The sequence below is a fragment of the Veillonella parvula genome (assembly GCF_040094895.1).
In the GTDB taxonomy this organism is placed as follows: Bacteria; Bacillota; Negativicutes; order Veillonellales; family Veillonellaceae; genus Veillonella; species Veillonella parvula_L.
The window spans coordinates 710,848-724,760 of record NZ_JBBNGV010000001.1 but is presented as its reverse complement, the minus strand read 5'-3'; the positions used below and the strand labels follow the sequence as shown (position 1 = coordinate 724,760).

Here is a 13,913-nt window from a genome sequence, read left to right as displayed (position 1 = left end):
ATTATATAGACTATATGTGCGATAATATACATATATTATTTCATGTTAGTAATCAGAGAGATGATGCCATTTGGTATCATCTCTTTAAATAGGAAAGATAATGAAAGACCAATTGATTGTAAAAGGTGCGCGTCAGCATAACCTAAAAAATATTGATATATCCTTGCCACGTGATCAGTTTATCGTCTTGACTGGACTCAGTGGCTCTGGTAAATCATCCCTAGCATTTGATACGATTTACGCAGAAGGGCAACGTCGCTATGTTGAGTCCCTGTCTGCGTATGCCCGTCAATTTTTGGGACAAATGGATAAACCCGATGTCGATTATATTGAAGGTTTGTCTCCAGCTATTTCTATCGACCAAAAGACAACGAGTCGCAACCCTCGCTCTACGGTTGGTACCGTAACGGAGATTTACGACTATTTACGTCTGTTATTTGCACGCGTGGGTCATGCACACTGTCCAGAGTGTGGTAAGCCTATTACCCAGCAAACAATACAACAAATGACCGACGATGTAATGAGCTTTCCCGAAGGTACAAAGGTTTTAGTGCTAGCCCCTATGATTCAAGGTAAAAAAGGGGAACATAAATCGGTATTTGAACAACTTCGTAAAGAAGGTTTTGTTCGTGCTCGAGTAGACGGTGTAGTGCGTACCTTGGACGAAGAAATCGTATTAGAGAAAAATAAGAAGCATTCTATCGATATTGTTGTGGACCGCCTCGTTGTAAAAGAAGGCATTGAATCCCGTTTAGCAGACTCTATGGAGACTGCATCAAAATGGGCGGAAGGCATCGTTGTGATTCAAGAGGTAGATGGACCTGAACACATGTATAGCCAACATTTTGCGTGCCCGGATTGTCATATTTCGTTACCTAAGATTGAACCGCGTATGTTCTCCTTCAACAGTCCGTTTGGTGCGTGCCCATCCTGTTTAGGGATTGGTTCTACTATGGAGGTTGATGAGGAGCGCGTTATTCCAGATGGATCCATTAGCTTTGCCGATGGTTGTGTGCAAGCATTGAGCTCCAATCCTAATGCTTGGTTTATGCGTCAAGTAGAAGGCCTATTAAAAGCTAATGGATATTCCTTAGACTCCACCTATGATGAATTGCCGAAAGCATTACAAAAAAAGGTAATGTACGGTACGACGGATAAGGTAAGTTTTACCTATGAAAATATGCGTGGTGAAGTAAAGGAATTCTTCACTGAATATGAAGGCATTTTGCCGATGGTAAAACGCCGTCATAGTGAAGCATCTACCGATTCTATGCGTGAAGAATTTGAAAAGTTTATGTCTATTAAGCCGTGTACTACATGTCATGGGGCTCGTCTTAAACCTGAAGTATTAGCTATTACTATAGGGGATAAGAATATCAACGAAGTAACGCAGTTAACTATTAAAGAAGCACTCGATTTCTTTGGTAATCTACAGCTAACTGAACGTGAACAAGTGATTGGTGCTCAAATTTTAAAGGAAATCAATGCTCGTTTAGGTTTCCTTAATAATGTAGGTCTCGATTACCTAACAATGAACCGTAGTGCAGGCACATTATCTGGTGGTGAAGCACAGCGTATTCGGTTGGCTACACAGATCGGCTCTGGCTTAGTAGGTGTATTATATATCCTAGATGAGCCATCTATCGGTTTACATCAACGCGATAATGATCGACTCATCGATACATTAAAAGGGTTACGTGACTTAGGTAATACCTTGCTCGTTGTAGAGCATGATGAAGATACGATGCGTGCTGCCGATTATTTAGTAGATATTGGTCCAGGTGCTGGTGAGCATGGGGGTCAAATCATTGCGTCTGGTACGGTAGAGGAAGTGATGAACGTAGAAGACTCTATCACTGGACAATACTTGAGTGGTCGTAAATTTATTGCGCTACCAGAAGAGCGACGTAAACCAGGTAAGAATTGTATTGAGATTCGCGGTGCGAAGGAAAATAACTTACAAAATATTAATGTAAAATTTCCGATAGGAATATTCACTGTCGTTACGGGGGTCAGTGGTTCTGGTAAGTCTACCTTAATCAATGAAATCCTTTATAAAGGATTAGCCAATCAGTTGTATCGTTCTTATCATAAGGTAGGAGCTCATAAAGAGATTCGAGGCATTGAACATATTGATAAAATCATCAATATTGATCAAAGCCCTATTGGACGTACACCTCGTTCCAATCCAGCTACATATACAGGTGTATTTGATGCAATTCGTGAACTATATAGTCAAACGCCAGAAGCTAAGATGCGCGGTTATAAACAAGGTCGTTTTAGCTTTAACGTAAAAGGCGGTCGATGTGAGGCTTGTCGTGGTGATGGTATTATCAAGATTGAAATGCATTTCCTTCCAGATGTATACGTGCCTTGTGAAGTCTGCAAAGGAGCGCGATATAATCGTGAAACCTTGGAGGTTAAATATAAAGGAAAATCTATTGCTGATGTATTAGATATGACAGTTGATGATGCTGTAGAATTTTTTAGTGCGATTCCTAAGATCAATCGTAAGATGGTTACTCTTCAAGAGGTTGGCCTTGGGTATATCCGTTTAGGTCAGGCGGCTACTACATTATCTGGTGGTGAGGCTCAACGGGTTAAATTAGCTACAGAACTAGCGCGTCGTAGCACCGGTAAAACGCTATACATCCTCGATGAGCCTACTACAGGTCTTCATGCTGAAGATATTCGTAAGTTGTTACATGTATTGCAACAACTTGTAGAGGGCGGAGATACAGTTGTCGTTATCGAACATAATTTAGATGTTATTAAGATGGCTGATTACATTATTGATCTTGGTCCTGAAGGTGGTAATCGCGGTGGCACTATTGTGGCAACTGGTACGCCTGAGGAAATTGTTAAGGTGAAAGAAAGCTATACCGGCAAATTCTTAGGTCCTGTATTGGAACAGACTAAGAAATTTATGAAAGCAGCGAAGCATAAGAAATAAAATAGTACATATATTTAAGTTTCCATAAAAGAAAAATCATAAAGAGAATAGACTACATCCTTCAACTTATAAAGGTCAATACTTAAAGAAGTGTGTAATCTATTCTCTTGTAATCTACAAGGAAAGGAGGAAATATGCCGTCTGAAGAATTACTGGAAAAGGTCAGACATTTGCCAACTACACCAGGCGTATATTTGTGGCGTGATCAATATAACCGAATTATTTATGTAGGTAAGGCTATTAACTTGCGAAATCGTGTGCGTTCCTATGTACGTAACGATGCGAACCGCGCACCAAAGGTTACGGCTATGATGAAGCGTGCCGTCGATGTGGAAGTCATTCAAACCAAGACGGAAATGGAAGCGCTCATTTTAGAGAATACCTTAATTAAAGAACATGAACCTAAATATAATATTAGACTTCGTGATGATAAGACATACCCATATGTAAAAGTCTCTGTGCAAGAGGACTATCCTCGAGTATATATGACGCGTCGCCTAGAGCGTGATGGAGCCAAGTACTTTGGCCCTTTTACAGATGTCACATCTGTTCATGTGGTACTGAAATTAATACGACAGTACTATCCATTGCGTACCTGTAAGTCTATGAAGGTGGAGCGACCATGTTTGCAATATCATATGCATTACTGTGAAGCACCGTGCTTTAACAAGATTTCCGTATCGGATTATCGAAAGTATATTGATGAAATCATAGAACTCTTTGAAGGTAAGCCTATCCCTTTGCTGAAGGAAATTAAAGAGAAGATGGAGCTTGCTGCAGAAGACTTACGCTTTGAAGATGCAGCACGTTATCGAGATCAGCTAACTAGTATAGAAAAAATCCAAGAAAAACAGCGTATGGTTACACAGCGTGGCGACTTAGACGTGTTAGGTATTGCAGTGGATACCTCGATGGCCTGTGTACAGTTATTATTCATCCGTGGTGGCCGACTATTAGGCCGTGAGAATTACTTTGTGCAACATGATGGGGATAGTTCAGATACCATTATGACAGACTTTATCAAGCAATACTATGGAGATACAAACTTTATTCCTAAAGAGTTGTTACTACCTATGGAGAGTACAGATAGGGACTTATTAACGGAATGGTTTACACAGCTCAAAGGTCAACATGTAGATGTATCTGTGCCACAACGTGGCTATAAGATAGATATGATTAAGATGGCTCATGAAAATGCAGAAACTTTCCTTGAAGAACGTCGTCGTCAGTGGCAGCACCAAATTGATAAGACTGGCGGGGCGATTAAGAAGCTAGCCGAGATTCTCGACTTACCACGTTTACCGGAACGCATGGAATGTTTCGATATCTCCCATACACAAGGCTCTGAAACCGTGGCGTCCATGGTTGTCTTTGAAGGTGGCAAGCCTGCGAAGAAGGAATATCGCCGCTTTAAACTGAAAACCACACAAGGTAAACCTGATGATTTTAAATCGATGGCTGAAATTATGGAACGTCGTTACGGTAATGAAACAGACTGGCCTATGCCAGATCTTATTATCATCGATGGTGGTAAAGGTCAGCTCAATGCGGCTTTGCCGTTAATCCGTGCTGTTGGTGTTACAGATGTGCCAGTTATCTCCTTGGCTAAGCGTATTGAAGAGGTCTTTGTAGAGGGACAATCTGAAAGTATCATTTTGAGTCATCACACGCCGGAGCTTCAATTACTTCAACAAATTCGTGATGAAGCGCATCGCTTTGCTATTACCTATCACCGTAAGTTGCGCGGTAAGCGAAATCTTGAATCTATTCTAGATCATATTGAAGGCATCGGTCCTAAACGCCGTAAGGCCTTATGGGCTCACTTTAATAGTTTAGAGGCAATGAAAGAGGCATCTATTGATGAACTTGCAAATGTAGAATCTATGAATTATAAGACGGCAGAAACGCTATATAATTTTTTCCGTATGTCCAAAGTAGAGAAACAAGAGGCTCTAAAATAAAAAAATCACCTATTGATTACTTACACTTGAGCGTAATCAATAGGTGATTTTTTTATTTTACAATAGTTCTAGGTTTGTAATGTTGTATGTAGTATGTGCGAAGTGTAAATAATATACCCGCAACTACTACGCTAGCCAACAAACCAATCCATACGCCAAATGGTCCATAATTAGGATTTTTAGCAAGGGTATAAGCTGTTGGGAAACATACGCCCCAATAGGATATGAGCGAGATGTAAAGCACTATTTTTACATCCTTATAGGCTCTTAGAATACCTTGTAATGGAGTACCTATGGCATCGATGGCAGCAAAGAATACGCCATATCCGAGGAAGTGATAAATAAGCTCATATACTTCATCATCGTTGGTGAATAGATCAGCAATATTATCCATATGGGTGAACGTAAAGGCGCATATAAGAACAGCTATAATGATAGCTAATACACGAGAAATATAAGAGTACTGGATGGCTTCCTTTTTTCGTCCTGCACCGAGTTCATAAGCAACGGCAATGGTAGAGGACATGGCGATACTTAATGGTAAGCAGTAGAATACATTAGTAAAAGAAATGACAGATTGATGAGCTGCTACTACAGCAGATCCAAAGTGAACCATTAAGAGCCCAGCAATGCTAAAGATACTAGCTTCAAAAAAGATAGAAAAACCTATGGGAATACCAACTTGTAATTGTTCACGGATATAGTGAAAATTCGGGCTATGGAAATCTTTATAGATGCGATAGCCTTTTAACTCAGGATGCAATAGAATGACTAAGCTAAATAGAACTAAGTTTGTCCAACAGGCACCAGCAATACCGTAGCCAGCACCAACACCACCAATTTCAGGAAAACCGTAATGACCAAAGATGAGTGCATAATTTAAGAATACGTTAATCACAAAGCTTGTAAAGACGATGGCCATGGAGTAATGCGTTAATCCGTGAGAATCGACAGTGTTACGCAAGGTATTTACCCAGAGTAATGGGAATAAACCAAGTGCAAAGGCTTTCAGATAACTAATACATACCTCGGTGGCAGCCGGCTCAAGATTTAAATATGTCAATAAAGGGCGTAAGCCGAATATACCGATTAGTAAAATTAAAAATGCTAGTCCTGTACCGATGAAAAGGCCTTGATGAAAGATTATTGGAATATCATCTGTTTTCTTAGCTCCTAATAGTTGAGAAATAATTGGTGTGATACCCATTAATGTACCTTGTGCAAAGATATAGAAGAGGAGCCACAAATTATATCCCGTAGCAACACCAGCTAAATCAGTCGTACTATATTGCCCCGTTAAAAAGATGGCGATAAAGGTCGCCCCAATCAGGGAAAATTGAGTGATGCACATTGGAGTAAATAGTTTTATAAACAACCATAATTTTTGCAGTATAGAATATGTTTGATACATACTAACCTCCCTAGTAACGATATACTATACCATACCATAAAGTAGCTCAATTTAATAGCCAAAACCTAAGGGAAAAAGGAATTAAATTTATAAAAAAATAGAGCCCATATTGTGATTATGTAAGGGGAGAAATGACCTTATATAAACTATCTTATTTAATAAGATAGAATTATGATAAAAACGTATATATATGTTGATAATTGAATTTTACACTACTTTACTATATCGATTATAATATATATACTATTATTTTATTCTAAGGAGGATACATTGGACATCTTAACTGTACAAGGCTTATTAGCGATGCTTCAAATCATCGTTATTGATATTTTATTAGCTGGTGATAATGCCATCGTTATTGGTATGGCGGCTCGCAACCTACCCGCACATTTACAGAAGAAGGCGATTTTCTGGGGCACAGCTGGCGCTATTATTTTACGTCTTGTTATGGCATTCCTATTTGTAGAGGCCTTGAACAATATTCCTGCTCTTCGTTTAGTTGGTGGTATCCTTCTTTTATGGATCGGTTACAAGCTTGTTGTTGATGATGACGGCGAGCACAATATCGAGGCTAAAGATAACTTGCGCGCTGCTATCATGACCATTGTTATTGCAGATGGAATTATGGGTATTGATAATGTTATTGGTGTAGTTGGTGCCGCTAGTGGCAATATGACATTAGTTGCTGTCGGTATGCTTATTACAGTACCTATTATCATTTATGGTAGTACTTTATTTGTAAAAGTTATCCAACGCTTTCCAATCATCCTTTACGTTGGTGGCGGTATCCTTGCCTGGGTAGGTGCAGCGATGAGTGTGGAAGATAAATTAATTTCACATACCGTAGAACCGTATGCATTACTCATCAAAGTCGGAGCTGTTATCCTCGTAATAGGGGCATCTTTGTTAGTAAAGAAACTTAAAAAATAATGTAATATATCTCTTCTTCTAGTCATAGGAGGAGAGATATTTTTTTGTAAAAGTATAGTCATTATAAAGAACTTTATAGGCTAATCTTAAGAATAACAGTGGTAGTCTAAGAGCTTTCTTTTAGATGAGAAAATAGAGAATTTGTGGTATAGTTAAGGGATAGTTATAGAATCAGCTGAGTGAATTGAGGTAAGTATAGAATGGAATTTTTAGAAGCTGCAACGTGGATAACGATTAGTAAAATTATTTTGATCGATATTTTATTGGCAGGAGATAATGCCGTTGTTATTGGTATGGCAGCGGGTAAATTGGCACCAGAATTACAAAAGAAAGCTGTTATCTGGGGTACAGTGGGGGCTATTGGAATGCGCCTTGTATTTGCCACTCTTTTAGTAGAAGCACTTACTTTAATTCCTCTTATTCACTTAGGTGGTGGCCTTGTACTTGTATGGATTGCCATTCAACTCTTAAAAGGTGGAGATGAAGATGCACATATTGAAGCTAAGAATTCCTTAATGGGAGCTATTTGGACAATCATTGTAGCTGATGCGATGATGAGTATCGATAATGTAATTGGCGTAGTTGGTGCCGCTAAAGGACATTTAGAGCTCGTTATTGTTGGTATGTTAATCACTGTTCCCATCATTGTATTCTGCTCTACACTATTTGCTCGTATCATCAATAAGTTTCCTGTCATTCTTTGGGCTGGTGGTGCGTTATTAGGTTGGGTTGCTGGTGAAATGATTGTGGAAGACCCACTTCTTATGCCATATATTCAAGGTGAAGAATTACTCGTGAAATTTGGCACTGTATTCTTCGTACTTATCGTAACTGGCATGATTAAAATTTGGAAGAAAAGAGACTCGTAATGAACGGTACAAGTCGTACATCTCGTAAGAATAAATTTAAAGTTAAACAACAGAATAAAAATCGCTCTAATGGGCAACAGAATTCCAATCATTATAATGGACAACATAATACCAGCACTTCTATATCTAAAAAACAACAAGCTATGTTGAATGCTCCTGTTAAACTTGGGGAGGAAGTATTAGTTACCATTCACGGTATTGGCAGTAGTGGCGAAGGGGTAGGTCGCGTAGAGGACTTTACAGTATTTGTTCCCTTTGCCTTACCTGGGGAAACGGTGAAAGTATCTATTACTATGGTGAAAAAGACGTATGCTACAGGTAGACTCTTGAAAATCGTTACTATGGCACCGAATCGGATCGATGCTAGTTGTGATCTTTACGGATTCTGTGGTGGTTGCCAATTACAACATATTACCTATGAAGGGCAGCTTTCACTAAAAACACAAAAGGTAAAAGATGTTATAGAACGCATTGGGCATCAAAACCCAGATCTAGTTAAACCTACATTGGGACCTAAAGAGCCTTGGGCTTATCGTAATAAGATGCAAATGCCTGTAGGTGGTACTAAAGGTGATATTCTAATGGGATTCTATGCCATGGGCTCTCACGATATCGTGCAAGGCACGAATTGTCCCATACAAGATGAAGGCAACAATATCATTGCTCAAGCATGTTATCAAATTGCTAAAGAACTTGATGTTGAGCCCTATGATGAACATACAGGAAAAGGGGTGTTGCGTCATATCATTGGACGTATTGGGCAATCTGGATGGATGATTATTCTTGTAACCGCAACAGATAACTTATCGCATCAAGAAAAGTGGATTAAAAACCTGACTGAACGTGTGCCTCAAGTGGAAACAATCGTTCATAACGTGAATGGTAAGCGTACAAATGTTATTCTTGGACCTAAAAATCGCATCCTTTATGGAGATGGGACTATTACAGACCATATTAAAGACTTGCGGTTTACTTTATCACCTCACTCTTTTTTCCAAGTTAATCCAGAACAAACTACAGTCCTTTACGATCAAGCACTAAAATATGCGAACCTAAAAGGGGAGGAAACTGTTATCGATGCGTACTGTGGAACAGGTACTATTTCACTGTTTTTGGCCCATAAGGCAAAACATGTTATCGGTATTGAAATCGTAGAACCAGCCATTATTAATGCTCGTGAAAACGCACGTCGCAATGGCTATGATAATACGGAGTTTATTGTAGCAGACGCGGCCGTGGAAATGCCAAAACTCTATAAAGCTGGTGTGCGACCAGACGTAATCGTATTCGACCCAATCCGCGCGGGCTGTAAAGAAGAAGTTCTGACCTCTGCAGCGGGAATGGAACCAAAACGTATTGTCTACGTATCCTGTAACCCTGCAACTATGGCGCGAGACATTGAAATCCTTACACACTACGGCTATGAACTACAAGAAGTTCAACCTGTAGATATGTTCCCAATGACCGCTCACGTTGAGGCCGTGGCTTTGCTTACTAGGAACGAAGTGACGCAGTAAGTATTAGTATTGGCTATATAAGGCCGAGGAAGAAATTCAGTTATAGAAAATTTTATAGGGAATATAATAATGGGAGTTAGTAAGTTGGTTAATTATAAATGGAGATGATTCTTTGGCTAACCATGCATATAGAGATAAAGAAAGACGAGAGATAATACTAGCAAGTGAGGCTCTTGAAGAAAATAGGGATAAGTTTTTTTATTGTCCAAATCCGCTATGTAATAGTAAATTATTTATATGTGCTGTTGATGGCTCTCGGAAAGCATATTTTAGAGCAACTAAATCTGCGTATAAACATATTGCTAATTGTCCTTATGCAAATAGCTCAGTCGTTTTTGATGACAATAAATTTAATCAGTCAAATTTTTCTTTTGAAAATGCAATACAAGATCTTTTAATTAAGAATAACTCGAAAACTATAAAGAGTGAGTCTAAAAGCTCTACTTTAGGTGAACATGCTAATCATACACTAAGAACAATAAAACAGATATATTCAATGTGTAAACAGTTTCCTCCTAATTACTCATATGGAAATGAGAAGATTGGAAGAATGATTTTAGATGATAGAACTACATACTGGTATCCTAAAGGTGTTTTTGGCTTTAAAATAATTGAGTCATGTGTAAAAGGTCGCTTTTACGATAATGATAAAAATGAGATTTATTTAGTAGCCCCTGTAGCAAATCCTAATTATCATTTTATATTATCTATTTCTGATATAAACCTTTATAAAAAAATAAGAAATATGGTATTTGAAAATCAAGATAAATTTATTATAGTTGCTGGAGATTGGAAACCTTCAAATTTAGGCTATGGTTACTTTGAAACAAGAATATATAGTGATAGACAAATATCTATTTTAAATTGATATTTTATAAACTATTATGAGATTATTTCTTTTTGTGGATAAATAATATAAGCCGTATCTTTTAAAGGAGTAAGAAAATGGAGCTTCGATCACTTACTAGGATATCTTTACCTAAGGATGAGTATGTTTACTTGTTGGGGATGGCTATTTCAGTATTTATCTCTAATAATGGTTTTATTATAGAGAACATTATTAATACAGATAGTGATTATTCTTGGTATGACTTGATTGATAAAGAATCAGGCCAACTTAAATCGCCTATTGCTCAAACAATTACGAAAAATGCTGGTGGAGAAATAGCTAAGTTATTTTCAGATATTATTTATAAGCGCAATCGTATCATTCATAGTTTTAGAATCACTTCATCTAAAAATGAGCAAATTTTAGCTACAAAAGATAGAATTACCAATCAACAATTTTATATAGATGAGCATTATTTGATAAATTTTATAGAGTTGAATAATAAATTATCTTACTTATTACATGAATATCGTGGATATTAAAATAATCAATAATGATATTTTGTTGTCTAGACTAAAAGCCCTTCGATTATGCAAAGGGCTTTTACTGTACACTCATACTTATAAATGTAATATAATTAGAATAAATAGCTGTATTGTATTCGATGAGGTATGTGTTATGGGATTAATCTTAGATATTTATGAGATAATGCACCAATTGAGTATTTGGCGACCAATATTTCATTCTGAAGCAGACTTTCAATTCAGTTTAGCTTGGCTCATAAAAAAGAAATACCCGAAATGTGAAATTCGATTAGAATTTGTTCCTGATTTTAATCCTAGCTTACATCTTGATATTCTTGTTATATTAGATGGTAAATGGATTCCTATTGAGCTTAAATATACAACAAAAAAATGCATTAAAACTATAAATGGGGAAGTGTATGTGTTGAAGGAGCAAGGCGCTAAGGATCAAGGTTGTTATAACTATTTAAAAGATATAATGCGTATAGAGGAATTCAGGGATAAGAGTAATAAATTTATTGAAGGTTATGCTATTAAGATAACTAGTGAGATGTCTTATCTAAAGCCTCCGACAAAAGTAAATTGTACATATGGTGAATTCTCTATTGAGGATGGTTCTATTAAAACTGGATACATGAATTGGGCCACTAATACAGGAAAAGGAACAATGCGTGGAATGGAGGCACCTATAGTATTAACGGGTATGTATCCAATAAATTGGAAAGAGTATTCTAAAGTTGATGATACTAATAGTGGTACTTTCATGTATCTTGTAAATACAATTAGTAAGAAAAATTAGGAGATATATATGTTTAAACCAGTTCGCAAGAAGATAAATGAAATAGACCATAGTGCTGTAGAAGCTTTATTACAATCTAATCGTCGTGGAATTATTGCTATGAATGGTGATGAGGGCTATCCGTATGCTATTCCTATTAATTACTTTTACGATTGTGTAGGGCAGAAGATTTACTTTCATGGAGCTAAAGCGGGTCATAAAGTAGATGCATTGAAAACTTCAGATAAGGTATGTTTTACTGTATATGGTAATGAGCGTATTGATGAATCTGAATCCTGGGCACCGTATGTACAAAGTGTAGTTGTGTTTGGGCGGTGTCGTTTATTAGAGGCTGGACCCGAATCTATAGAGCGATTAAAAGAATTTGCTATGAAGTATTATCCTGATGAAACTTTAGCTGATGAACAAATTGCTCGTAATGGGAGAGCAACACAGATGTTTGAAATTACTATTGAACATATGAGTGGTAAACAAGTACAAGAGAAATAATAGATTAGCTCTTCGCTTATGCGAAGGGCTTTTACTATACAATCATACTAGTAGATGTAATATAATTAAAATAAACAAATTATAAGATATTTAAGGAGTATTAGTATGACATTGAAGCCTAGAGAAGTATGTGAAAAAGCGTGGCAGGATATAGCGAGTCATTTTCCAGATTTTAAGGTGACCGGCAAAGGTCAGAAGTTAAAGAAAATCTCTAAAAATAAAGATCTTACATTTGAAATCCGTTTTCAGGCTAATAGAAATAATTATGCGTGTAGTATAGAATTTGTTCCACATATTTTTATTTATTCAAAAGATATGAAGAAGGCTAATTATCATAATGGATTTGTTTATGGCGGAGAACTTGGAAGTTTATTAAATAGAAAAGCTTGGCAGTGGTGGCAATTAGCAGGAGCAAGCTATCAGTATACTGTAGATGAAGTTAGCAAATTACTTGAGGAACATATCATACCAATATTTGATGATTTTGAAGATACAGAAAGTAATATTGAAAAGTTTATAGATGGAGATATAGTTGATCATAATTTACTGTATTATATTTATCACTTTGGTGGGAAAGCTAAGGCTCAGCAGTATTTTAATAAGATAATTGAAAAAGATAAGTTAAGAAGTAAATATATTGGCTTTTATAATCATTTGAAAGACTTGCCGAAGGAAAGTATCTTATTAGATGAAGGAGGGTTTTATGGAGCTGATATGATTAAGTTTGCTTTTATCAATGGACTCGAAATAGACAAATAATAGAGAAGCCCTTCGCATGGTGATATGTACCCAATTTCCTGGACACATATTATTTACTAGCCTAAACACATGGATGCTTCCCTGTATTTTACAGGGGGCATCCATTTTGTTTTGTACGCCGAATAGGCATGACTAAACTCCCAGTTAAAATGGGGGTCAGTAAAAATTCTTAGAGAAAAGGAAAGAACCTCCTAGTGATAAAATGAAGTTGGTCTGGCAACCACAACATTTTAATATAGGAGGTTCACTGTCAATGAATGACGTAAAAAGCTTATCACATAGTAAATGGAGATGTAAATATCATATTGTTTTTGTACCAAAGTATAGAAGACAAATAATTTATGGTCGGATAAAAGCTTATGTAGGTAAAATTTTAAGAGATTTATGTAATAGAAAAAATGTAGAGATTATAGAGGCAGAATACTGTCCGGATCATATTCATATGCTAGTAACTATTCCACCACATTTAAGTGTATCAAGTTTTATGGGATATTTAAAAAGCAAAAGTAGCTTCATGATATTCGATAAACACGCAAATTTAAAATATAAGTATGGAAATAGATATTTCTGGTGTAGAGGATATTATGTTGAGACAGTGGGAAGATACGAAGGAGCGATAAAAGAGTATATTCGCAATCAACTACAAGAAGATATAGCACAAGATACATTAAACTTTAAAGAATATACTGACCCGTTTACGGTGGAGCCGGTAAAATAGGCAAAATAAAAGCCCCCGAGTAGGGGGCAGCCAGTGGCAATAGAGTGGTTGTCAGAACATTCAAAGTCTCTATAGAGGGCTACCACTAGAGAAAGACCCTTATAGGGTCAGAGCAAACCATCCGTTCTACCGGTGGTTATGATTTTATGATAAC

At 37.0% G+C, this 13,913-nt stretch carries 12 protein-coding genes; 11 read left to right on the top strand and 1 reads right to left on the bottom strand.

Features of this window, described 5'->3' with window-relative positions; translation table 11 throughout:
- The first annotated feature begins 100 nt into the window (after positions 1–100).
- Together uvrA and uvrC are read left to right on the top strand one after the other, a co-directional pair.
- Positions 101–2,953, top strand: a complete 2,853-nt coding sequence (gene uvrA / locus AAAT26_RS03375) for an excinuclease ABC subunit UvrA (protein WP_349208854.1) — start codon at positions 101–103, stop codon at positions 2,951–2,953.
- A gap of 134 nt (positions 2,954–3,087) precedes the next feature.
- A complete protein-coding gene (gene uvrC, locus AAAT26_RS03370) occupies positions 3,088–4,914 on the top strand; it encodes an excinuclease ABC subunit UvrC (protein ID WP_349208853.1) in 1,827 nt (608 codons plus the stop codon).
- A gap of 52 nt (positions 4,915–4,966) precedes the next feature.
- On the opposite strand, the gene AAAT26_RS03365 is transcribed toward uvrC, so the two are convergent.
- Positions 4,967–6,325, bottom strand: a complete 1,359-nt coding sequence (locus tag AAAT26_RS03365; protein ID WP_316691926.1) for an MATE family efflux transporter — start codon at positions 6,323–6,325, stop codon at positions 4,967–4,969.
- Positions 6,326–6,595: 270 nt separating this feature from the next.
- On the opposite strand from AAAT26_RS03365, the gene AAAT26_RS03360 reads away from it, so the two are divergent.
- From AAAT26_RS03360 to tnpA, 9 genes are all read left to right on the top strand, one after another.
- Entirely contained in the window at positions 6,596–7,255 is a 660-nt protein-coding gene (locus AAAT26_RS03360; RefSeq protein ID WP_349208852.1) for a TerC family protein, read from the top strand.
- A gap of 200 nt (positions 7,256–7,455) precedes the next feature.
- On the top strand, positions 7,456–8,124 hold the full coding sequence (locus AAAT26_RS03355; protein ID WP_278606978.1) for a TerC family protein: 669 nt from the start codon (positions 7,456–7,458) through the stop codon (positions 8,122–8,124).
- A complete protein-coding gene (rlmD, locus tag AAAT26_RS03350; protein ID WP_316691924.1) occupies positions 8,124–9,641 on the top strand; it encodes a 23S rRNA (uracil(1939)-C(5))-methyltransferase RlmD in 1,518 nt (505 codons plus the stop codon). The genes AAAT26_RS03355 and rlmD overlap by 1 nt, the downstream gene beginning before the upstream one ends.
- Before the next feature lie 112 nt (positions 9,642–9,753).
- Positions 9,754–10,509, top strand: coding sequence for a hypothetical protein (locus tag AAAT26_RS03345; RefSeq protein ID WP_349208851.1), 756 nt, complete (start codon positions 9,754–9,756; stop codon positions 10,507–10,509).
- 77 nt (positions 10,510–10,586) lie between these two features.
- Complete coding sequence (locus AAAT26_RS03340; RefSeq protein ID WP_316691920.1) at positions 10,587–11,012, top strand: hypothetical protein; 426 nt, start codon at positions 10,587–10,589, stop codon at positions 11,010–11,012.
- A 136-nt stretch (positions 11,013–11,148) separates the two neighbouring features.
- Positions 11,149–11,793: a hypothetical protein gene (locus AAAT26_RS03335; protein WP_316691919.1), complete on the top strand. Its 645-nt coding sequence runs from the start codon at positions 11,149–11,151 to the stop codon at positions 11,791–11,793.
- Positions 11,794–11,802: 9 nt separating this feature from the next.
- Positions 11,803–12,282 (top strand): pyridoxamine 5'-phosphate oxidase family protein, encoded by a 480-nt coding sequence (locus AAAT26_RS03330; RefSeq protein ID WP_316072996.1) that lies wholly within the window; start codon positions 11,803–11,805, stop codon positions 12,280–12,282.
- 105 nt (positions 12,283–12,387) lie between these two features.
- Positions 12,388–13,041: a DUF4304 domain-containing protein gene (locus AAAT26_RS03325; protein WP_349208850.1), complete on the top strand. Its 654-nt coding sequence runs from the start codon at positions 12,388–12,390 to the stop codon at positions 13,039–13,041.
- Positions 13,042–13,294: 253 nt separating this feature from the next.
- A complete protein-coding gene (gene tnpA / locus AAAT26_RS03320) occupies positions 13,295–13,759 on the top strand; it encodes an IS200/IS605 family transposase (RefSeq protein WP_349208849.1) in 465 nt (154 codons plus the stop codon).
- Positions 13,760–13,913 lie beyond the last annotated feature (154 nt).